At 68.8% G+C, this 22253-nt stretch carries 20 protein-coding genes; 16 read left to right on the plus strand and 4 right to left on the minus strand.

Going from position 1 to position 22253, the window contains the following annotated elements:
• The first annotated feature begins 56 nt into the window (after positions 1 to 56).
• A complete protein-coding gene (locus tag AB0H36_RS36880) occupies positions 57 to 1244 on the plus strand; it encodes an amidohydrolase (protein ID WP_360534627.1) in 1188 nt (395 codons plus the stop codon).
• 39 nt (positions 1245 to 1283) lie between these two features.
• Here AB0H36_RS36880 and AB0H36_RS36885 read toward each other — a convergent pair whose 3' ends face one another.
• A complete protein-coding gene (locus AB0H36_RS36885; protein ID WP_360534629.1) occupies positions 1284 to 2864 on the minus strand; it encodes a methylmalonyl-CoA mutase family protein in 1581 nt (526 codons plus the stop codon).
• A gap of 175 nt (positions 2865 to 3039) precedes the next feature.
• Here AB0H36_RS36885 and AB0H36_RS36890 point away from each other — a divergent pair, with 175 nt between their 5' ends.
• From AB0H36_RS36890 to AB0H36_RS36915, 6 genes are all read left to right on the plus strand, one after another.
• Positions 3040 to 4407, plus strand: coding sequence for a hypothetical protein (locus AB0H36_RS36890; RefSeq protein WP_360534631.1), 1368 nt, complete (start codon positions 3040 to 3042; stop codon positions 4405 to 4407).
• A gap of 17 nt (positions 4408 to 4424) precedes the next feature.
• Entirely contained in the window at positions 4425 to 5234 is an 810-nt protein-coding gene (locus AB0H36_RS36895) for a hypothetical protein (protein WP_360534633.1), read from the plus strand.
• A 34-nt stretch (positions 5235 to 5268) separates the two neighbouring features.
• Positions 5269 to 5985, plus strand: a complete 717-nt coding sequence (locus AB0H36_RS36900) for a hypothetical protein (protein ID WP_360534635.1) — start codon at positions 5269 to 5271, stop codon at positions 5983 to 5985.
• A 161-nt stretch (positions 5986 to 6146) separates the two neighbouring features.
• Positions 6147 to 7271 (plus strand): glycosyltransferase family 1 protein, encoded by a 1125-nt coding sequence (locus tag AB0H36_RS36905; protein ID WP_360534637.1) that lies wholly within the window; start codon positions 6147 to 6149, stop codon positions 7269 to 7271.
• Positions 7268 to 8374 (plus strand): glycosyltransferase, encoded by a 1107-nt coding sequence (locus AB0H36_RS36910; RefSeq protein ID WP_360534639.1) that lies wholly within the window; start codon positions 7268 to 7270, stop codon positions 8372 to 8374. Before AB0H36_RS36905 ends, AB0H36_RS36910 begins: the two co-directional genes overlap by 4 nt.
• Before the next feature lie 100 nt (positions 8375 to 8474).
• A complete protein-coding gene (locus AB0H36_RS36915; RefSeq protein ID WP_360534641.1) occupies positions 8475 to 11501 on the plus strand; it encodes a hypothetical protein in 3027 nt (1008 codons plus the stop codon).
• 47 nt (positions 11502 to 11548) lie between these two features.
• On the opposite strand, the gene AB0H36_RS36920 is transcribed toward AB0H36_RS36915, so the two are convergent.
• The gene (locus AB0H36_RS36920; protein ID WP_360534643.1) at positions 11549 to 12364 is read right to left on the minus strand and encodes an MBL fold metallo-hydrolase; all 816 of its coding nucleotides are present in this window, start codon (positions 12362 to 12364) and stop codon (positions 11549 to 11551) included.
• 274 nt (positions 12365 to 12638) lie between these two features.
• On the opposite strand from AB0H36_RS36920, the gene sdhC reads away from it, so the two are divergent.
• The 5 genes from sdhC (at position 12639) to AB0H36_RS36945 (ending at position 16351) form a co-directional block, all read left to right on the plus strand.
• Positions 12639 to 13016, plus strand: a complete 378-nt coding sequence (gene sdhC, locus AB0H36_RS36925; protein WP_360169520.1) for a succinate dehydrogenase, cytochrome b556 subunit — start codon at positions 12639 to 12641, stop codon at positions 13014 to 13016.
• Position 13017: 1 nt separating this feature from the next.
• Positions 13018 to 13476 (plus strand): succinate dehydrogenase hydrophobic membrane anchor subunit, encoded by a 459-nt coding sequence (locus tag AB0H36_RS36930; RefSeq protein ID WP_360534645.1) that lies wholly within the window; start codon positions 13018 to 13020, stop codon positions 13474 to 13476.
• Positions 13477 to 13489: 13 nt separating this feature from the next.
• On the plus strand, positions 13490 to 15232 hold the full coding sequence (gene sdhA, locus AB0H36_RS36935) for a succinate dehydrogenase flavoprotein subunit (protein ID WP_360534647.1): 1743 nt from the start codon (positions 13490 to 13492) through the stop codon (positions 15230 to 15232).
• The gene (locus tag AB0H36_RS36940) at positions 15232 to 15936 is read left to right on the plus strand and encodes a succinate dehydrogenase iron-sulfur subunit (protein WP_360534649.1); all 705 of its coding nucleotides are present in this window, start codon (positions 15232 to 15234) and stop codon (positions 15934 to 15936) included. The genes sdhA and AB0H36_RS36940 overlap by 1 nt, the downstream gene beginning before the upstream one ends.
• Before the next feature lie 229 nt (positions 15937 to 16165).
• On the plus strand, positions 16166 to 16351 hold the full coding sequence (locus tag AB0H36_RS36945; RefSeq protein WP_360534663.1) for a peptidase inhibitor family I36 protein: 186 nt from the start codon (positions 16166 to 16168) through the stop codon (positions 16349 to 16351).
• Positions 16352 to 16413: 62 nt separating this feature from the next.
• On the opposite strand, the gene AB0H36_RS36950 is transcribed toward AB0H36_RS36945, so the two are convergent.
• Complete coding sequence (locus AB0H36_RS36950; RefSeq protein WP_360534651.1) at positions 16414 to 17583, minus strand: sugar diacid recognition domain-containing protein; 1170 nt, start codon at positions 17581 to 17583, stop codon at positions 16414 to 16416.
• A 125-nt stretch (positions 17584 to 17708) separates the two neighbouring features.
• Here AB0H36_RS36950 and AB0H36_RS36955 point away from each other — a divergent pair, with 125 nt between their 5' ends.
• The 4 genes from AB0H36_RS36955 to AB0H36_RS36970 are packed head-to-tail and all read left to right on the plus strand — an operon-like array spanning position 17709 to position 21412.
• Complete coding sequence (locus AB0H36_RS36955) at positions 17709 to 18641, plus strand: transporter substrate-binding domain-containing protein (RefSeq protein WP_360534653.1); 933 nt, start codon at positions 17709 to 17711, stop codon at positions 18639 to 18641.
• A gap of 10 nt (positions 18642 to 18651) precedes the next feature.
• Positions 18652 to 19380 carry an amino acid ABC transporter permease gene (locus tag AB0H36_RS36960; protein ID WP_360534655.1) on the plus strand — a complete coding sequence of 243 codons (729 nt, stop codon included), beginning with the start codon at positions 18652 to 18654 and terminating at the stop codon, positions 19378 to 19380.
• Positions 19377 to 20147: an amino acid ABC transporter ATP-binding protein gene (locus tag AB0H36_RS36965; RefSeq protein WP_360534657.1), complete on the plus strand. Its 771-nt coding sequence runs from the start codon at positions 19377 to 19379 to the stop codon at positions 20145 to 20147. The genes AB0H36_RS36960 and AB0H36_RS36965 overlap by 4 nt, the downstream gene beginning before the upstream one ends.
• Before the next feature lie 8 nt (positions 20148 to 20155).
• On the plus strand, positions 20156 to 21412 hold the full coding sequence (locus AB0H36_RS36970) for an FAD-dependent oxidoreductase (RefSeq protein WP_360534659.1): 1257 nt from the start codon (positions 20156 to 20158) through the stop codon (positions 21410 to 21412).
• On the opposite strand, the gene AB0H36_RS36975 is transcribed toward AB0H36_RS36970, so the two are convergent.
• Positions 21387 to 21818 (minus strand): DUF2000 domain-containing protein, encoded by a 432-nt coding sequence (locus tag AB0H36_RS36975; RefSeq protein ID WP_360534661.1) that lies wholly within the window; start codon positions 21816 to 21818, stop codon positions 21387 to 21389. The two genes, AB0H36_RS36970 and AB0H36_RS36975, sit on opposite strands and share 26 nt — an antisense overlap.
• Positions 21819 to 22253 lie beyond the last annotated feature (435 nt).

Consider the following 22253-nt stretch of genomic DNA (forward strand, 5'->3'; position numbering starts at 1 on the left):
GTCCGGTCTCGGAGCCTGGGACCGTCGTCTCGTGGCGCCGGTGCGAGAATCGCGCAATGACGATTTCGCAGCAGGTGCTGCTCAGCGATCTGCAGAGCCGGATCGCCGCGGTCCGGGACGAGATCGTGACGGTACGTCGCGATCTGCACGCCCACCCGGAGCTCGGCTGGCACGAGGTGCGGACGACCGAGCTGATCCGGCGGCGGCTGGTGGACGCCGGGCTGTCCCCGGAGGTGCTGCCGACCGGCACCGGCCTGATCTGCGACATCGGTTCCGGCGACACCTGCGTGGCCCTGCGAGCCGACATCGACGCGCTTCCTGTCACGGACGGTCACGACGGCCCCTTTCGTTCCACCCACGAGGGCGTGGCCCACGCGTGCGGTCACGACGTCCACACCGCGGTCCTGATCGGCACCGCGGTGGTGCTCGCCCGGATGGCGGCCGACGGCCTGCTGAACCACCGCGTGCGGCTGATCTTCCAGCCCGCCGAGGAGGTCATGCCCGGCGGCGCGCTCGGCGTGATCGCGGCCGGCGGAATGGAAGGGGTACGGCGGATCTACGGCCTGCACTGCGATCCGCGGCTCCCGGTCGGCGAGGTCGGCCTGCGGGTCGGCGCCCTGACCGCCGGCGCCGACCGGGTCCTGGTCCGGCTGACCGGCGCCGGCGGCCACACCTCGCGCCCGCACCTCACCGGCGATCTCGTCTACGCCCTCGCCACCCTGGTCACCGAGATGCCGGCCGCCCTGTCCCGCCGGGTCGACCCCCGGTCCGGGATGTCACTGGTCTGGGGCCGGATCACCGCCGGGTCGGCCGCGAACGCGATCCCGTCCCGCGGCGAGGCCGAAGGCACCCTGCGCTGCCTGGACGTGAACGCCTGGAAGCTGGCCGCCGACCTGATCCCGTCGCTGGCCGACCAGCTGATCGCGCCGTACGGCGTCGAGGTCAGCACCGAGGTGACCCACGGGGTGCCGCCGGTGATGAACGACGCGGAGGCGATCGGCGTCCTGAAGCGGGCCGTCGAACTGTCGGTCGGGCCGGATGCGGTGGCGTCGACCGATCAGAGCCTGGGCGGCGAGGACTTCGCCTGGTACCTCGAGCACGTCCCGGGTGCGATGGCCCGGCTCGGGGTCCGTTCACCGGGCGTGGAGGACGCCGCCGACCTGCACACGCCCGGCTTCACGCCGGACGAAGACGCCATCGCCCTCGGGATGACGGTGTTGGCGTCCTGCGCCCTGCTGGACTGAGGATCAGCGGTTCGGGACCTGGACCTCGATGGCCGGGAATCAGAAGGTGTCGGCCGGCACGTACACGCCCCAGACGTCCCGCAGCGCGTTGCAGACCTCGCCGACGGTGGCCCGGGCCTTCAGGGCCTGCTTCATCGGGTAGAGGCAGTTCTCGTTGCCCTGGGCAGCAGCTTTCAGCGCGGCCAGCGCCCCGTCCACGGCCGCCTGGTCCCGCTCGGCCCGCAGCTTGGCCAGCCGCTCGACCTGCTGGGCCTCGATGGCCGGATCCACCCGGAGCGGTTCGTACGGCTCTTCCTCGGCGATCTTGAACTTGTTCATCCCGACCACCACGCGCTCGGCCGAGTCGATCTCCTGGGCGATGCGGTACGCCGACCGCTCGATCTCCTGCTTCTGGAAGCCCTTCTCGATCGCCGCGACCGCGCCGCCGTACTCCTGCACCTGCTCCATCAGCTCGACCGCGGCCGCCTCCACCTCGTCGGTCAGCGACTCGACGACGTACGAACCGGCGAACGGGTCGACGGTCGCGGTCACGTCGGTCTCGTAGGCGAGCACCTGCTGGGTGCGCAGCGCGAGCCGGGCCGCCTTCTCGGTGGGCAGGGCGATGGCTTCGTCGTACGAGTTGGTGTGCAGGGACTGCGTTCCACCCAGTACGGCGGCCAGGCCCTGGATCGCCACCCGGACGAGGTTGACCTCGGGCTGCTGCGCGGTGAGCTGGACGCCGGCGGTCTGGGTGTGGAACCGCAGCATCATCGACTTGGGGTTGGTGGCGCCGAACTCCTCGCGCATCACCCGGGCCCAGATCCGGCGGGCGGCGCGGAACTTCGCGACCTCCTCGAGCAACGTCGTCCGGGCGACGAAGAAGAACGACAGCCGGGGCGCGAACTCGTCCACGTCCAGGCCGGACTCGACCGCGGCCCGGACGTACTCGATCCCGTCCGCCAGCGTGAAGGCGATCTCCTGCGCGGGCGTCGCTCCGGCCTCGGCCATGTGGTAGCCGGAGATCGAGATCGTGTTCCAGCGCGGCAGTTCCGCCTTGCAGTACGCGAAGATGTCGCTGATCAGCCGCAGCGACTCCTTCGGCGGGTAGATGTAGGTGCCGCGCGCGATGTACTCCTTCAGTACGTCGTTCTGGATCGTGCCGGTGAGCTTGTCCCCGGAGACACCCTGTTCCTCGGCGACCAGTTGGTAGAGCAGCAGGAGCACCGAGCCGGGCGCGTTGATCGTCATCGAGGTGGACACCTGGTCCAGCGGGATCCGGTCGAACAGCACCCGCATGTCGTCGATCGAGTCGATCGCCACCCCGACCTTGCCGACCTCGCCGTGCGCGATCGGGGCGTCGGAGTCGTAGCCCATCTGGGTGGGCAGGTCGAACGCCACCGACAGGCCCATCGTGCCGTGGTCGATCAGCTGGTGGTAGCGCTGGTTCGACTCGGCCGCCGTACCGAAACCGGCGTACTGGCGCATCGTCCAGGGCCGCTCGGTGTACATCGTCGGGTAGACCCCGCGGGTGAACGGGAACCGCCCCGGCTCCCCGAGCTTCGCGTCCGCCGCGAACCCGTCCAGCGCCTCCGGCCCGTACACCGGCGCGAACTCGAACCCCGACTCACTCCGATGACTCATCCCCCAACGGTAGGCCGAACCACACCCGCACTGGTATGCACCGCCTGGGTGACATCGCGCACGCAGCGGGTGGGCTCCGACACAGTCGTCCGGTCGATTTGGCCGTCCGGTGAATTCCTTCTAGGCTGACCCGGCTTCGGGGGAAGGACTTTCCGCCGAACCCCGGAGTACTCGAATGCGTGCGCGTGGACTGGCCCTCGGTGGCCTCGCCCTGATCACTCTGTCCGCTGTCGGCGTGGTGATCGCCGACCCCAGCTCGGCCGACGAGCCGGTGCTTGCGAAGAGCGTCGGCACCCAACTGCCGGTGCAGGACCTCCGCGCGATGGAACTCGACGAGCCCCGCGGCCGGCTCTATCTCGCGCAAGGCGCCGGGAGCCAACTCCCGCTCGTCGTGACCGATCTGGACGGCGTACTGCAGACCAAGGTCACGGCTGTGACCGGCGCCTCCGATGTGGTCCTCAGCGCCGACCGTCAGCAGCTCCTCGTCACTCATGACTACGAGCGGGTGACCGCGCTGGACGCGGACACTTTGGTGCCCTCGGCAACGTACGCCGCCCCGCCCGGCGCCTGCGTCTACGCCGCCGAACCGACCGGGGACAAGGTCGTCGCCGCCTTCCTCGACTGCGGCGTCGGCAAGTCCGGCCTGCTGATCTGGTCCGCGCCCGGGACGGCCCCGATCGTCTACACCGACGGGCCCGACTACCACCCGATCATCTCCGGCGCCGCCAACGGCCTCCTGGTCGCCGGGGACACCGGGATCTCGCCGGTCACGACGTACGTCATCGACGTCTCGGGCGCGACACCGGCGATCGTCGGGCGGCGCGAGAAGACCGGCGAGAATCTCATCGACTACACCGTCAGTCCCGACGGGAACGAGGTCATCGAGACGACCGGCTACCCGTACGAGCACCACTCGTACAAGCTGCCGGACCTCTCCGATTCCACCACCTACCCGAGTGGCGTCTACCCGGCCGACGCGGCATGGTCCGCCGACGGCTCCACGGTCGCGGTGGCTCGTTCGAGCACCGGCTCCAACGACGCCGACGTCCTCTTCTACGCCAAGGGCAGCACGACCCCGACGTACGCCGTGGACTTCCGGCGCAGCGACGAGATCTGGAAGGGCACGCTGCTGCTGAACTCCAGCGGCACCCGGGCGTGGGCCATCACATACGACGACACGTACCAGAACGTCCAGCTGCTGCACTCGTTCGGCCCGTCCCACGCGCCGAAGGCGCCGGTCACCGATATCCAGGTCACTGCACGGACCGGGTCGGGCAAGGACAAGTCCACCGCCTACGTCACCGTCACGTGGACTTCGCCGATGTCCCGCCCGGGCAGCTCCACCAACCAGCAGTTCCTCCAGCTCTTCGCCACCCCATCGGGCTCGACGCCCCGCTCGATCGGCAACCCCGAGCTGACCTCCGCAGGCACGTTCACCGCCACCTACGCCCTGCCCCGCGGCACCACCACGTTCACCGCTCAGTACAAAGACTTCGAGAACTGGTACCCCGCAGGAACCGTCACCACCACCCTCACCCGTTGACCGTCGGAAGGATCGCAATGTCGCTGCACCGTCCCGCATCGGCACTCGCAACCGCCGGCGGATCGGTCATCGGTGAGGCGCGGACGCTCGCGGATGCGCTGACTGGCCGCGGCCTGGAGTGCAGCGTGCGCTTCACCGCACCGGACGGCGGGCACAGCGGCTGCTTCGCCTTCCAGGCGACCGGCCGAGTCACCTCCGACGTCGTCTTCCAGTACCGGCCGGACGGCAGCGTCACCGGGCTGACCATCAAGGTGAGGGGCACCGGCGAAACCGGCCCTGCGCTGCGGTCGCTGGCCGGCACGGTGGGGGAGATCGTGTTCCCCACGGATCTACCGCGGGTGAACAACGTGCTGCGGGCCTGGGGCGGATGGGTCGACGGCTCCTGGGGCAACTACCAGATCATCGGCCGGGGTGAGAAGACCGAGGTCAGCGCGGCGAAGCTCAACAGCACCCAACTCAAGGTCCCGGTACTCCACCTCGACACCACCGAATCGACTTTGGCCGACGCTCTGCGTGCCGACGGTTTGTCCTGCACAGCCGACAACGACACCTGTGAACGCAAACCCGGTCTGGCGCTGAAGTTCTCGGGGCCGGACAGCGGCATCACCTATCTGGTCGCCACCGCTGCCGCTCCAAAGGACTTCGAGAAGGTCCTCGGACACCTGAGCGGCAGCGCCGTACAGCCCGTGCGGGAGTGGACGAACCAGCACCTCGACGGTCGTTCCCACACCGCCTACGTGGCCGGCTGGCGGGTTGACCTCAAGCCGGTGGGTCAACAGGTCCGATTGACCCTCTTCAACGAGGAAGTCTGGCTGGTCATGAGCTGACCACTTCCTGTTCACCTCCAGAAGCGGAGTACGAATGCGCGTGCGTGGCCTGATCCCGGCAGCCTTGGCACTGATCGCGGTTGCCCTTGGCATCACCGGCTGCTCGCCGGCTCCTGAGCGTCCGATGACCACCAAGCCGGACCAACTGTTCTTCGGTTATCAGCGGTTCGGGGGGCCCGGTCGCATGGACCAGGTTCTGACCATCCTCAACAGAGGGCCGTCCGCCGTCGCCCCGACCCTGGAGATCACGCCGCTGGACAGCACCGGGGCACCGGTTCCGGGCATCACCGTGCGCACGGCCTACGGATCGGATCGGGGCCAGGTGGTCGTCTCGTGGCGAGGAGAGGGTTGGGACGTTCTCGCCTTCAGCGGCGCTGACGTCGCCCGGGTGGTCGACGTCCGGGTGAAGGTGCGGGACCTGGTCTCCGTGAACTACGCCATCCCGCTCGAGGTCGCCGATCCGCAGGCCATGAACGGGTACCGGCGCCCGACGACGAAGTTCGGGCCGTTCGCCGCCGTCGAGTTGCGAAATCTGAACAACGAGGCCATCACCGTCGGGATCGTCTGCATCCACTGGGACCAACCACCCGCCGGACAACCGCAACAGGCCTTGGCGGCGGTCGAGCTGGGCGTCACGACGATCCCCAACCTGCAGACCGTGAACACTCCGCTGTCCAAGTCCGCGCAACAAGCAGCAAGCCAAGGCTGCGGCAGCCTCAAGGCCTACCTCGCCCTGCCATTTTCCGGATGACATCAGCCCAGCCGATTCCCAGTGTTCGCGCCGCACTAACGAACAGGCGCTTGGTGGCAACCTGAAGGACACTTCACGTCTCTGTACGCGTCGACAGGGAATCGACGCGGTGTCACGAGAGTGTCGCCGAGGGTTCATGCACGGTGGGGAACCTTCGGAGCGTGCGCATCGTGATGGTGGCTGAGTCCTTCCTGCCGCAGATCAATGGCGTCGCGAACACGGTTCGCCACGTCGCCGACCGGCTGCTCGCCCGCGGGCACGAGCTGCTGATCATCGCCGCCGGGCCCGGTCCCGACACCTACCGCGACGTGCCTGTGCTGCGGGCGCGGAGCTTCGGGATCCCGGGGTACAAGGAGTTTCCGGTCGGTCTGCCCGATCCCTCGATCGAGCGGGCGATGGCCGAGTTCCGGCCCGACCTGGTGCACCTGGCCTCGCCGTTCATCATCGGCGCCTACGGCCTGCGCAGCGCACGGAAGCTCGGCCTGCCGACGGTCGCGATCTTCCAGACCGACATCGCCGGGTTCGCCCGCCAGTACCCCTGGTTCGCGGCCGCCGACCGCGGTGTCTGGCGCTGGGTACGGCGGGTGCACTCCCGCGCCGACCGCACCCTGGCGCCGTCCACCTCGTCGGTCCAGCAGCTCGTGCAGGGCGGCGTACCGCGGGTGCACCTGTGGGGGCGCGGCGTGAACCTGGACCTGTTCGACCCCAGCCACCGCGACGAGGCCTGGCGCCGGGAGATCTCCCCGGACGGCCGGCCGATCGTCGGGTACGTCGGCCGGCTGGCCGCGGAGAAGAAGGTCCGGCGGCTCGCCGAGCTGACCGACCTGGACTGCCGGATCGTCGTCGTCGGCGACGGCCCGGACCGCGCCACCCTGGAGCACTCCTTGCCCAATGCAACGTTCCTCGGGATGCGCCGGGGCGCCGACCTGGCATCGATCTTCGCCGGGCTGGACGTGTTCGTGCACACCGGCGAGCACGAGACCTTCTGCCAGACCATCCAGGAGGCACAGGCCTCCGGGGTCGCCACGGTCGGCCCGGCCGCAGGCGGTCCGCTCGACCTGATCCGTCCGGGTGACAACGGGCTGCTGTTCGAGCCCGGTCAGCCCGGCTCGCTACGGAACGCGGTCAAGACCCTGCTCGACCATCCGACTGCCCGCGGCCGGATGGCTGCCGCCGGACTGGAACGGGTGCAGAGCCGGACCTGGCCGGCGGTGGTCGACGACCTTGTGGACCGGCACTACGCCGAGGTCCTCCGCGAGGCGGCGGCCGTACGGCGGGTCGCATGACCCAATTGCGCATCGCCCAGCTGGCCAACTTCGTCGGACCGACCTCGGGTGGGATGCGGACCGCGATCGAGCACCTCGGCCAGGGGTACGCCGACGCCGGCGCGGAACGGATCGTGATCACGCCCGGCGAACGCGACACCGTGACCGAGACCGAGGTCGGCACCGTGATCCGGATGAAGGCCCCGAAGGTCGGCGGCGGCTACCGGTTGATCACCGACCCGTGGCGCGTGATCGACACGCTCGAGCGCTTCCGTCCCACCACGGTGGAGATCTCGGACAAGTCGACGTTGCTGCCGGTGGCCCGGTGGGCGCGCAAGAACGACATCGGCGCGATCCTGTTCAGCCACGAGCGCCTGGACGCGATGCTGTCACTACGCACCGGCCGCCAGCTCGGTGTCGCCGCCGGAGTCGGCGCGCTCTACAAACTGCTCAGCCGGACGTACGACGCTGTCGTGGTGACGTCCCGCTACGCGGCGGCGGAGTTCGACGAGGTGACCACGCCACTCGTCCGGATCCCGCTCGGCGTCGACCTGGACACGTTCCACCCGTCCCTGGCGTCGCCGGCGGACGACGGCGTACTCAAACTCGTGCACGCCGGCCGCCTGTCCCGCGAGAAGAGCCCGCACCTGGCCGTCGCCACCGCAGCCGAGCTGTACCGGCGAGGCGTGAACATGCGGATGGACGTCTACGGCTCCGGCCCTCACCTGGACGAGCTGATCGCCATCGCGGGCTCGGCCCCCGTCACCTTCCACGGGTACGTCGACGGCCGTCGGACCCTGGCCCGCCACCTCGCCGAGGCCGACATCGCGCTCTCCGTCTGCCCCGGCGAAACCTTCGGTCTGGCCGTCCTGGAAGCCCTGGCCGCCGGCACTCCGGTCGTCACCGCCTCCACCGGCGGCGCCCGCGAGTTGGTAGACGAATCCTGCGGCCGCTGGGCCCCCGCAACCCCCTCAGCCCTGGCCAACGCCGTCCTGGCCCTGTCCGAGCTCCCCGGCCGCCGAGCCGCAGCCCGCCGCCGAGCCGAGCTCTACGACTGGCAGACCTGCGTAGACCGCATGCTCGCCCTCCACCACCGCCTGGCCCAGTCCCGCATGGCTGCATAAAGCTGCAACCGGGTTGCGGTGAAGACCGCAATCGCGGTATTTCTTTCCTTTCTCGCCGGTGTGATCGGGGCGCACCGGAATCCCCCTGCCTGGAGATTCGATGCGCCGCGCCCGCAGATCTGCCTTGTTCCGTTATGCCCTCGCCGCAGCCCTCGCGGCCATCACCATCCCGTTCCTCGCCCACGCCGCCTTCGGCGAAGAGACGGTCACCACCCCGACCGCCCAGGTCTTCCCGACCCGCACCGGCATCGGCGTCACCTGGAACGACGTGGACGCCACCGGCTACCGCGTCGAACGCAAGCAGACCGCCGACTGGCAGGACGTGAGCGGTGCGCTGACCGACTCGACGACCACCTGGATCGACGAAACCATCCCCGCCGGCACCACCGCCGACTACCGCGTCATCGCCACCTCCGACACCGACCCGGTGATCAGCCCCGAGGTCAAGGCCACCCGCGTAGCCGAGGCCCCGGCCGTCGGCGACATCGACGTACTCGCCGTCGACCCGACCTCCGGCATGACCTGGCCGCACAACGAGATCGCCGGAACGGTGACGGCATCCGCGCCGGCAAACGGGTCCCGCACGCTGTCGGCGGGCACCGTGAAGCTGCGGCTCCCGGCCTTCATCAGCGGGCCTGGCAACTACTCGCTGGGGCCATCGGAGCTCGACCTCACCCAAGGCGACCGCAGCTGCACCGCCGACGGATACCTGTCTGTCACGGCGGTCGCCTACACCGCCGCCCTCGAGCTCGAAACCCTCGCTGCGAAACTGCGCGTGACCGACTGCGCGGGCAGCATGGCCGTCACCGCGATCGACCTTCGCTACCGCAGCACGATCGGTTACCAGGCGCTGACCGTCACGCCGGAGAAGTACGACTTCGGCAGGGTCCGCGTCGGTGTGGCCACAAGGACCTCGTTCACCGTCAAGAACACGGGAATCGATCCGGTCCGGATCTCCGGAGTGTTGGTCGCCAACGAGTGGATCGACTGGCGAATGGACCCGGAATTCCCGCACAACTGCTCGCAAACGTTGCCGCCCGGGGCGACCTGCACCGCTACCGTGCGATTCATGCCCCAGGTGCCCGGTCCGGAGTCGACGACGATGACCGTCCACGACTCCACCTCATTGGGCCGGCACAGCGTGAAGCTCACTGGCTACGGAGTCGATGTCGCCCAGGCGCAGAATGTGGACGTGCGGCCGACGTACAACGGCAACACGGTCAGCTGGCGGTCGTTGCAGACCGCAGGTGGTACACCGGTTCTCGGCTACAACCTGCACCGCTACCTGAACGGCGCGGAGACGAAGGAGTGGTTCCCGGAGAGGACGACCGGCGACTTCGTCGTCCCCGAGCCCACCGCCAAGCCCGGCATCGAGTACGCCGTCTCGGTCGTCAACGAGGTCGGCGAGGGACCGGTCAGCGCGCGTCTGGCCGTCCCGCGGACGAACGAGCAGATCGTGGTGACGCAGGGCGAGCCGGACAGCCGGGACCTGGCGGCCGCGGACAAGTTCGGCTACGTCGTCCCGTTCCCGGCGGATCCGAACTCGGTCAAGCCGAAGGAGGCCGTCGCCAGTTCCCCGGACGGGCAGTCGCTCGTCTACGTCACGAACACCACCGAGCGAACCCTGTGGACGCAGAAGGTCGCCCCGGGTGAGCTCGGCGTACCGGTGAAACTCTGGAGCTCCGCGGCGCCGATCACCCGCCTGGACTGGTCGCCGGACGGCACCCGCATCGCGTTCCAGGCGCCCGAGAACGATAGCCCGTGCGTGTACGTGATCGCGGCCACCGGCGGTACGCCGACGAAGATCGACTGCGGGCTGTCCAGCCCGAGCTGGATGCCGGACGCCCGCACCTTGGTGGTGTCCGACCACCGCCTCACGCCGAGCCGGCTCGCCAAGATCGACGCCACGGCCGGTGGGACCCGGATCGCCACCTGGCCGGGTCAGGCCGAGGTGCCGGCCGACCGGCCGGTTCGAGTCTCGGCTGACGGCAAGTGGGTCGCCTACGGCGACGGCTCGACCGTGCAACTGGCCGGGGACACCGGGGGTGTGACCCCAACGCTCGACGCCGACGTGCGCGAGATCACCCTGGATCCGTCCGGCCGCAGCTGGATCCTGGCGCTGACGGCCAGCGGCCGCGTCTACCAGCTCGGCACGTCGATCGGCGGCGGCCTGTACGTGTACAGCGGGCTGAAAAGCGTGACGAATCGAGCGGACGTGGCCTGGCAGCAGCTCGGCTTGACGATCAAGCCGACTCCGGCGCTGATGGGGCCGGACATCTCGATTCCGTTCGACGGTTCGGCCTTCCCTGCGGGTACCACATTCCGCTGCGAGGTGAAGGGATCGTTCGTGCCCGCCGCGCCGTGCACCTCGCCCTTCACGGCGAAAGAACTGCGGTCCGGGGACTACCAGGTCGTCATCGGGGCGAGCGCACCGGATGGAACGGGCGCCTCCGCGTACCGGGACATCACCGTCGACGCGGACGGCCCGGTGGCGCGGATGGTGGCGCCGACGTACCAGTCGTCGGTGGCCGCGACGGCGACCTTGACGGTGTCGGCCACGGATGCCAATGGGGTTGCGTCGTACGACGTGCAGTACCGCCGGGCCACGTCTGCCGGGCCATACGGCGCTTATGTACAGCCGTGGACGAACACGACCGCTACGTCGATGAATCTCGCGGTTGCGGCTGGGTATGAGTACTGCGTGTCCGTGCGGGCCAAGGACAAGCTCGGGAACATCGGCCAGTGGAGTGCGGAAAGGTGCTTCTCGCGGCCGCTGGACGATCGGTCTTTGACGTTGGCCTCGACCGGCTGGACGCGGGCTACCGGGTCGACGTTCTACTACGGCACGACGACGCAGACGACGGCGTACGGCAAGTCGCTGACGCGGACTGTGCAGGGCAAGCGGTTCTTCCTGATCGCGACCCGGTGCCCGACCTGTGGCTCGGTCGCGGTGTACGCAGGCAACAGGTACCTGACCACGGTCAACCTCGCCTACCCGACCACCCACCGCCAGGTCGTTCTCGGCCTCCCCGTGCAAACCACCCTGTTCAGCGGCACCCTCAAGTTCGTGTCCGCCACGAGTGGCAAACTCATCCAGATCGACGGCCTGGCAGTCGGCCGCACCTGACCCAGCCCCCGGACCGCCCCTTGCCGTGGGGGCGGTCCGGGCTGTCATCAGGTCAGGTGGTCGTAGTCGCCTCGGGTCCAGGCGGCGTGGCGGTCGGCGGAGCGGCGGACGATCGCCTTGGCGTCGACCGGGATGACGGAGCCGAAGTTGTTGTAGAGGCGGTCGTAGTCGAAGGGGTCGAGGGAGCGGGCCACTCGGTCGACGACGGCGCCGGACAGTGGGATGCGGTTCGGGTAGCTGCGCATGAAGCTGACCGAGGTGCGGTCGGGGTTGGCGAAGATGGTGTCGCCGGACAGGACCACGCCCTTGCCGTCGGCACCGTTCGCCCAGTGCACGACCGCACTGCCCGGGAAGTGCCCGCCAGGCTGGATCAGGGTCACCCCAGGGAGCGGCGTGAGCTTGCCGGACCAGGTCTGGATGACCGGATCCTGGCGGGCGACCCATTCGGCGTCCGCTTCGGACACGTAGACCGGCGCGTTGCCGAGCCGGTGGCTCCACTCCACCTGGACGCCGTACATGTGCGGGTGGCTGGCGATGATCGCGACCACGTCGCCAAGCTCGCGGACCCGGCGTACGGCGTCGTCGTCGAGGTACCCGATCGGGTCCCAGAGCAGGTTGCCCTCGGCGGTCGTGAGCAGCATCGACTGTTGCCCGATCCCGACCGGCGGCTTCGACTGTACGCCGTACAGGCCTGGCTCGACCTCGTCGACGGTGACCTCGGTACCGGCGGCGGCCAGTTCGTCCAGCGTGGTCCAGTGCTGCCCGTCGGCGGGCACCCACTGGCGTTCGTCGGCGCAGATCGCGCAGACCTCGACCTGCTCGGAGTGCTCGACCGCACAGGTCGCACAGATCCAGAAACTCACCGTGTTCTCCCCTCGATGTGACCCGGGCGACATCCCCGGCCTCCCGGAAGTCTCGACAATCAAGCCCGGTTGAAGTCAAGACGATCTCCGGGTCACCGTCGAGGGCCAGTCGCGGACCGGTCGGATGGGCCACCGACGCGACCGATCTCACACCTGTCAGGACATTTCGAGCCTGATCACAGGACTAGCATCGAAGCGGCCTGGTTTTCGCCCGGGTCGAGCCGGTCGCGGCAGCCGCACGGCTCTCGGTCAGACGTCCGATCGGAGGATCGGTTTGCCCAGCAAACCAGCCGGCACGCTGTACCGCGGCCGGGAGGGCATGTGGTCATGGGTCGCGCACCGGATCACTGGCGTGGGGATCTTCTTCTTCCTGCTGGTGCACGTGCTCGACACCGCGCTGGTCCGGGTCTCCCCGGAGGCGTACAACGAGGTCATCGGCACCTACAAGAACCCGATCGTCGGCCTGCTCGAGGTCGGCCTGGTGGCCGCCATCCTGTTCCACGCGTTCAACGGCATCCGGCTGATCCTGGTGGACTTCTGGGCCAAGGGCCCGCGCTACCAGCGCCAGCTGATGATCGGCGTCGGCGTGCTCTGGGTCGTGCTGTTCGTGCCGTTCGTGATCCGCCACCTCACACATGTCTTCGGAGGCTGAGATGTCGGAGATCGCGGCCCCCCGGTCCAGCTCCCCCTCCCGTTCGCTCAAGGGCGGCGGCCGGAACCGGTCCGGGCAGACCAACTTCGAGCTGTACAGCTGGCTGTTCATGCGGCTGTCCGGCCTCGCCCTCGTCGTCCTGGTGCTCGGCCACCTGTTCGTGAACCTGATGCTCGGCGACGGGATCAACGCGCTGGACTTCGGTTTCGTGGCCGGCAAGTGGGCCAACCCGCTGTGGCAGGTCTGGGACCTGCTGATGCTGTGGCTGGCGATGCTGCACGGCACCAACGGACTGCGCACGATCATCAACGACTACGCCGAGAAGGACCAGACCCGGTTCTGGCTGAAGTCCCTGCTGATCACCGCGTCGATCGTGATCGTCGTGCTCGGCACCCTGGTGATCTTCACCTTCGACCCCTGCCTGGACCCGAACAGCACGCTGTCGGTCTGCAGCAAGTAAGGATCTCAGAACAATGCAGCGCCATCAGTACGACGTCGTCATCGTCGGCGCGGGCGGAGCCGGTATGCGCGCCGCCCTCGAGTCCAGCAAGCGGACCCGGACCGCGGTGCTCACCAAGCTCTACCCGACCCGGTCGCACACCGGCGCGGCCCAGGGCGGCATGTGCGCCGCGCTGGCCAACGTCGAGGAGGACAACTGGGAGTGGCACACCTTCGACACGGTCAAGGGTGGTGACTTCCTGGTCGACCAGGACGCGGCCGAGGTGATGTGCCGCGAGGCCGTCGACGCGGTCCTGGACCTGGAGAAGATGGGCCTGCCGTTCAACCGGACCGCCGAGGGCAAGATCGACCAGCGGTTCTTCGGCGGCCACACCCGCAACCACGGCGAGGCCGTCGTACGGCGTTCGTGCTTCGCGGCCGACCGCACCGGTCACATGATCCTGCAGACGCTGTACCAGCAGTGCATCAAGCAGAACGTGGAGTTCTTCAACGAGTTCTACGTCCTCGACCTGCTGATGACCGACGGCCGGGCCAGCGGCGTGGTCGCCTACGAGCTGGCCACCGGCGAGCTGCACATCTTCTCGGCCAAGTCCGTCGTGTTCGCCTCCGGCGGGTTCGGCAAGGTCTTCCGGACCACGTCGAACGCGCACACGCTGACCGGCGACGGCATGGGCATCGTCTGGCGCAAGGGCCTGCCGCTGGAGGACATGGAGTTCTTCCAGTTCCACCCGACCGGCCTGGCGGGTCTCGGCGTACTGCTGTCCGAGGCGGCCCGCGGTGAGGGCGGGATCCTGCGGAACAAGGACAACGAGCGGTTCATGGAGCGCTACGCGCCGACCGTGAAGGACCTGGCGCCGCGGGACATGGTCGCCCGGGCGATGGCGAACGAGGTGCGGGAGGGCCGCGGCTGCGGACCGGACGGCGCCTACGTGATGCTCGACCTGACCCACCTGGAGCCGGCCCACATCGACGCCAAGCTGCCGGACATCACCGAGTTCGCCCGGACCTATCTCGGGGTGGAGCCGTATACCGAGCAGATCCCCGTGTTCCCGACCGCGCACTACGCGATGGGCGGCATCCCGACCAACATCAAGGGCGAGGCGCTGGCCAACAACGACGACGTGATCCCCGGCCTGTACGCCGCGGGTGAGGTCGCCTGCGTGTCCGTACACGGCGCGAACCGGCTGGGCACGAACTCGCTGCTCGACATCAACGTGTTCGGCCGCCGGGCCGGCATCGCGGCCGCCGAGTACGCCGAGACCGCGGTCTTCGAGGAGCTTCCGGACACCCCGGAGACGTTCGTCGTCGACCTGGTCGAGGGGCTGCGGAACGCGACCGGTGACGAGCGGGTGGCCGCGATCCGCAGCGACCTGCAGGCGACCATGGACCTGAACGCGCAGGTGTACCGGACCGAGGGCTCGCTGAAGCAGGCGCTGGTCGACATCGAGTCGCTGAAGGAACGGTTCGCGAACGTCGCGGTCCAGGACAAGGGCAAGCGGTTCAACACCGACCTGCTGGAGGCCGTCGAGCTCGGCTTCCTGATCGACCTGGCCGAGGTGCTGGTGGTGTCCGCGCTGGCCCGCAAGGAGTCCCGCGGCGGCCACTTCCGCGAGGACTACGACAAGCGCGACGACGTCAACTTCATGCGGCACACGATGGCGTACCGCGACATCGATGCTGAAGGCAACGTCAACATCCGGCTGGACTACAAGCCGGTCGTGCAGACCCGCTACAAGCCGATGGAGCGCAAGTACTGATGGACGTCAAGGTCAAGATCCTGCGGTACAACCCGGAGGTCGTCGACGAGTCCGAGTGGAAGACCTACTCGGTCACGCTGCAGCCGACCGACCGCGTCCTGGACGCGCTGCACAAGATCAAGTGGGACCAGGACGGCACGCTCACCTTCCGCCGGTCCTGCGCGCACGGCGTCTGCGGCTCCGACGCGATGCGGATCAACGGCCGTAACCGGCTGGCCTGCAAGACGCTGATCAAGGACCTGAACCCGGAGAAGGAGATCACCGTCGAGCCCATCAAGGGCCTGCCGGTGCTCAAGGACCTGGTCGTCGACATGGAGCCGTTCTTCGACGCGTACCGCTCGGTGATGCCGTTCCTGGTCACCAGCGGCCACGAGCCGACCCGGGAGCGGATCCAGTCGCAGGCCGACCGGGACCGGTTCGACGACACCACCAAGTGCATCCTGTGCGCAGCGTGTACGACGTCCTGCCCGGTGTTCTGGTCCGACGGCCAGTACTTCGGCCCGCAGGCGATCGTCGGCGCGCACCGGTTCATCTTCGACAGCCGCGACGAGGGCACCGAGCAGCGGCTGGAGATCCTCAACGACAAGGAGGGCGTCTGGCGCTGCCGGACCACCTTCAACTGCACCGACGCGTGCCCGCGCGGTATCGAGGTCACCAAGGCGATCCAGGAAGTGAAGCGGGCGCTGATCTTCCGGCGCGTCTGACCCCTGCGACACCTCTGAAGCCCCTGGACCGGTCCGGTCCAGGGGCTTTTCGTCGCCTGGGTGACGGCCGTCCGTCGGCTCTGTCTCGGCTTCGTCACGGAGGGATTGCGAAAGCTGACTGAAAGTGATCTGAAAGTCCGGGCGCTTTGGCTGGAGGTGATGCAGAACCACCAACACCGGCAGTCAGTACATCGACACCACCCCGGACACCTGCCCGGACGGCTGCGACATCGACGGCTGGGACGGCGACAACGAGATCTCGTCGGTCCGCAACGAGACCAACTGCATCGTCCGGCTGTACGCCGACGACAACCTCGGCGGCCGGAGCGTGGACCTCAAGGCCAACACGTCGTACAACAACCTGGAGCTGCAGGGCTTCGACAACGACGCCGAGAGCTACGAATTCGTCTGCTGAACTGACGCAACCAACCTCTGTCCACCGGGAATCGTCCGGGCAGAGGTTGGTTGCGTTTCGCGCTAGGGGCTGTCGAGCTGGGAGGCGTGGCAGGCCAGGTAGAGGGTGAGGGTGCTGCGGTGGTCGCGCCAGGGACGGCCGGTGAGGCGTTCGATCTTCTCCAGGCGGTAGATCAGGGTGTTGCGGTGGATGTGCAGGGCATCGGCGGTCCGCACCAGGTTGAAGCCGCTTTCGCACCAGGCGATCAGGGTGGCCCGGAGCTCCGGCCAGTCCGCCTGGGTCGCGAGCGGACCTGCGACCAGTGACACCAGCCGCGACCGTGCTCGATGACCGACCGCTGCGAGCACCTGATGCCCACGCAGCCCATCGATCACGTACGCCGTCTCGCCCGGCTCACACCCCTTGCCGAGGTGGAGCGCGTCGCCGGCATCGGCGTACGCCTCCCGCAACGCCGCAATCCCGCGCGCGGCTCCGCCCACCCCGGCCCGCGACGCGAACCCGTGCTCGGACGCGACCGCCCGTACGGCGACCTGCCCCAGCCGCAGCCGGTCTTCGGCGGTCCCCCGGCTCCGGCGTCCGAGCACCGGCAGCACGGCGAACCGCCCGGCCGTCATCGCGGCCACCAGATCGGCCGATCCGAAGGTCTGGCGCAAGGTCCGCAGCACCTCGGGCCGGAGCGTCGCGACATCCGGTACGCCGCCGCCGGCCGGCACGGGTTCGTCCACCTCGACGATCACGACTGTGCGCTGCGCGGTGAGGTCGAAGCCGAGTTCCTTCGCCCGGCCGGCCAGGAACGCCGGGTCGACCACGTCGGCGTCGAAGGATCCGATGTCGCGGACGAGCTCCTCGAGCGCCCGCTCGCGCAGCAGTCGGGACCGGAGCTCAACCGACTCCTGCAGCAGGATCTCGGTCTGCCGCCGGACCACCAGGCCGAACCGCCGCACCTGCCGCGGCGACCCGGTGATGCCGACCGTCCCGACCGCCGCACCGTCGATCACGATCGGCAGCGTCATCCCGGGTTTGACCCCACGCAGCCGCTGCGCCTCGGCCGCGGTGTGCCACGCCGCCTGCTGGGACGCCAGTACGTCGACCGATGCCTCGTGGAAGCTGCCCAGCCGGCTGGTGTCGCCGCTGCCGATGACGATGCCGTGGTCGTCGGTGATGAGCACGTTGTAGCCGATCACCTCGGACGTCTCCCGGGCGATCTGCTGGGCCAACGGAGCGGACAGCATCTTGTACGAAGCGTACAGCGAAGTGCCCCGATGATCGTCGATTCCTGGATCAGCCGTCCAATGACGTGGTCCGACGGCGTCTCTAGCCTTGAAGAAATCGGGGTCGAGACACGGAAAGGCACGCCATGTCGAAGGCACTTCTGGCCCGGTCCCGGGTCGCTCCACTGCTCACCGCCGCCGCACTGCTGATCGGCACGCTGACCGCGTGCGGCGGCGAGTCCAAGGCGCCGGTCTCCGACGCGGCCGCCGCGCTCGGCACGATCGAGCCCGGCGTCCTCAAGGTCGCCATCCAGCCGTACGCGCCATACACGTCGATGGTGGGTGACAAGATGGCCGGCCTGGACGCCGACATCCTCAACGCCGTGGCCGGGAAGCTCGGGCTGACCGTCAAACCCGAGCTCACCGACTTCGCCGGGATGCTGGCCAACGTCCAGTCCCGGCGGGTCGACATCACCATCGGCGGTGTCGCCTGGACCGCGGATCGGCAGAAGCAGGGATTGTTCACCGACCCGCCGTACTACTCGCCTCCCGCGATGGCAGTCCGCAGCGGTGAGCACTACCAGACCGTGAACGACCTGCAGGGCAAGGATCTCGGGACCGTCGAGGGCTACGTGTGGGTCAAGTCGATCCAGGCCGTGCCGGGCGCCAAGCTGCACGCGTACCCGGACGGCAACGGGGTCTTCGACGACCTCGGGGCCGGGCGCATCAATGTCGGGTTCCTAGACCCGCTGCTGGTGCTCGCCGCGCAGAAGGAACGACCGGAGCTCAAGGTCGAGACGCAGTACCTGACGCCACCGACCGATGCGGAGGTCAAGGCGCGTCCGCAGTACGAGTACTTCCGTTCGTACATGACCAGCTTCTACCTGCCCAAGCAGGCGACCGCGCTGGAGAAGGCGATCTCGGAGCAGATCCGGGCGATGTACGCCAGCGGCGAGCTGACCAAGCTGATCGAGAAGTACGGCGGCGCGCCCGACCAGTTCCTGAAGCCGGCGCCGGAGATCGCCGTGACCCGGCGTGGCGTCGACCGGCCGGCCGACTGGCAGCCCCCGTCGATCTGAGGAGCCCCTGATGCTGACCCAACTCTTCGAGGTGCCCTGGTCGGACTACTCACCGGCCCTGCTCGACGGCCTTGGCCGGACCGTCGCCTACACGGTCGCGAGCTTCGCCGGCGCCGCCGTACTCGGTCTGGTGCTGGCGCTGCTGCGGGTGAGCCGGCACCGCGCGCTCCGGGCGCCGGCCGCCGTCTACACCGAGGTGTTCAAGAACATCCCGCTGCTCGCGATCATCTTCGTCACCTACTTCGGGCTGGCCTCGGCCGGCCTGAAGCTCGACGTGTTCAGCGCCGGCTGCGTGAGCCTGATCGTCTTCTACGCCGCCTACCTGTCGGAGATCTTCCGGTCCGCGATCGCCGGTGTGCACGGCGGCCAGCAGGAGGCCGCGGAGGCGCTCGGCCTCGGCCGGATCAGCACCTTCGCGTACGTCGTCTTCCCGCAGGCACTGCGATCGGCGCTGCCCGGCACGAACACGATGCTGGTCGACCTGCTGAAGTCGACGTCGTTGCTGGTCACCATCTCGGCGGCGGAGCTGATGTCCGAGGGCCGGTTGATCACGTCGGCGACGTTCCGCGCGCTGGAGGTCTACCTGGTGATCGCGGCGATCTACTTCGCGCTCTGCTACCCGCTGTCCCAAGGGTTGCTCTGGCTCGAGCGACGGATCCGGGCCGGTGTGCCGCTCACTCCCCGGCGGCGCCGGCGTCTCGCGGCTGCGCGTGCACTCCTGGAAGGACCGTCGGCATGAAGCTCAGCGTGGCGCATCCGGACGTCGTCGTACGGATCGAGAACCTGAGCAAGTCCTTCGACGGGCGACTGGTGCTCGACGGGGTCAGCCTGACGGTCCGGCACAAGAAGATCGTGGCGATCATCGGCCAGAGCGGCGGCGGCAAGACCACGTTGCTGCGCTGCCTGAATCTGCTCGAGCAACCGGATCACGGCCTGCTGGAAGTGGCCGGCGAGACGATCTTCGCCGAGGACGAGGTGCGCTGCCGCGACCTGGCGAAGCTGCGGCAGTCGGTCGGCATGGTGTTCCAGCGGTTCAACCTGTTCCCGCACCTGACCGCGGTGGAGAACGTGATGCTGGCGCAACTGCGGGCCGGGATCCCGGAACGTGACGCATTGGAGCGCGCGGTCCAGCTGCTCCGGCGGGTCGGGCTCGCCCATCGCGGAATCGCTTATCCGGAACAGATGTCGGGTGGTGAGCAGCAACGAGTCGCCATCGCCCGGGCGCTGGCCCTGCGGCCGAACGTCCTGCTCTTCGACGAGCCCACGTCGTCCCTGGACCCCGAGTCGACCGCGGAGGTACTGCGAGTGATGCGCGAACTGGCCGACGACGGGATGACGATGGTGCTGGTGACGCACGAGCTCCCGTTCGCGCGGGAGGTGGCCGACTGGGTCGTGTTCGTCGACGGCGGGCGGATCGTCGAGGAAGGCGAGCCGGCCGACGTGCTCGGCACGCCGCGTGAGCTGCGGACGCGGACGTTCCTCGCGTCGTATGCGGCCGGACAGTAGGCGGCGCGATGCGGATCATCGTCATCGGCGGCGGCGTGATCGGGCTCTGGTCGGCTGTGGAGCTGGCCAGGGCCGGGGCCGACGTGACCGTGCTGGACGCCGGGCCGCAGGCGGGCTTCGCGTCCCCTGCTGCGGCCGGGTGGGTCGTGCCGGCGCTGTCGGCTCCGTTGTCCGGTCCCGGCGTACTGCTGCACTCGGCACGCCAGGCATTGCATCGGGAGGCGCCGTTCAGTGTCGCTCCGCGGCTGACGTCGAGCTTGCTGCGCTGGTTGGTCGGGTTCGTGCGCAGTGGGTCCGCTGGTCGGTATGCGGCCGGGTTGCGCGCCGTACTGGATCTTGGTGCCGGGTGTGTGGACGACTTCGCCCGGTTGCAGGAGACAGCGGATCTTGAGCTCCGGCAGACCGGTCTGCTGATGGCTGCGGTCACGCAGGCCGGGCTGGACGAGGTGGCGCAGTTGGCCGAGGCTACGACGGCTGCCGGGTACAAGGGCGGCTACGAGGTGCTCGATGGGTCCGCGGCTCGCTCGCGCGAACCAGCGCTCGGTTCTGCGGTCAGTGGCGCCGTACATGCCGTTGACGAGGTGCAGGTGCGGCCGGAACAGGTCCTGCGTGCCCTGCACAAGCAACTGGCCGACGCGGGTGGCCGGTTGGTGAGTGGTACGGCGAGCCGGCTGGGACCGGACGGGGTCGGCTGGCGGGTGGAGACCAGTGCGGGGAGCTTCGACTGTGACCGGCTCCTGGTGGCGGCGGGTGCGTGGTCGACCGAGTTGCTGGCCGTGCTCGGCGTACGACTTCCGTTGCTCGCGGCAACTGGTTACAGCATCACCACACCGGGCACCGGCCGCGCTCCGCAGCTGGCCGTGAAGCTGGTCGAGCCGAGTATCGCGATCACGCCGTTCGCCGACGGCGTCCGCGTGGCCGCTCGCCTGGACCTCGGCCGGCCCGGCGGCCCGATCGCCGAACGCCTCCTGTCCACCATCGTCAACCGCACCAGGCCGTACTTTGCCGACTGGCGGCCCGGGTTGTCGACAGCAACGTTCGCCGGCATGCGCCCAGCCACCCCGGACAGCCTGCCGCTGATCGGTCCCGTCCCCGGTCACCCCGGCCTGTACGTCGCCACCGGCCACGGCATGCTCGGTCTCACGCTGGCGCCTGGCACGGCGCGCCACGTCGTACCCCTGATCCTGTCCGACGAGCGCGCACCCGAACTCAAGCCCTTCGCCCTCGAGCGCTACCTCCTCAGGGGTGCTTGGCCGCGCCCTTGAGCACCTTGTCGACCGCATTCTTCGGCCCGTACACCGCGATCCCCACCAGGTCCAGCTCCTCGGTCCGAACCGCCTTCACCGCGGCCCGGTTGTCCCGATCATTGCCCGTAGCAAACAACTCTTGCGTGAACACGGCACACTCGAGCTCCCGCTTGAGCGCTCGCTCATGCGCCGTACGCATGAACTCCTTGGCCCCCTCGAACACCATCACCGGCTGCCGAAACATCGGCAGATACGTCTGCCCGTCCGCATCCTCGTAGTCGTCCCCCACCACCTCCGGATGCGTCCCCGCAATCCCACTCACCAGGAACGCCGCCACATTGACCCGCTGCCAGGCGGCCAAGTCCTCCCGCAACACCACAGCAATCTTCGTCTCAAACCGCACCGGCTCACTAACGTCATCCACCCCACCACCATCCCGCACTCCCATCCCCCCGGCTTGTACATTCCTAGCGCCTCCCGCCCCCGGCACGCCCAACGTGCCACCCCGTGAACGGGCCCCCGACGCGGCGGACCGCCAGCCCATCACAATCACCACCTACCTCCCGCTGCCCGCCTGACACCGCCGACAGCACCCGATGTGATGGCCTGGCGATCCGCCCCCTGCTTCTCGACAACGCCCAACCCACCCAACGGCATGCGCCCGCTCGCCCCACCCACACATCCACCACAAGAACCGGATATCCCCCCAAACGCTGGGTTATCCACTCGCAGACGAGCAGATAACCCACCATCCGCATGGTTATCCGGCTCTTCTGTCTGATGTGTGGGTCAGTTTCGCCCGGGGAGGGGTGGGCGGTAGCCGCCGAGGGTGAGCATGGCCAGGGCGATGAGGGCGTGG

This window comes from Kribbella sp. NPDC050820 (assembly GCF_040653975.1).
GTDB lineage: Bacteria > Actinomycetota > Actinomycetes > Propionibacteriales > Kribbellaceae > Kribbella.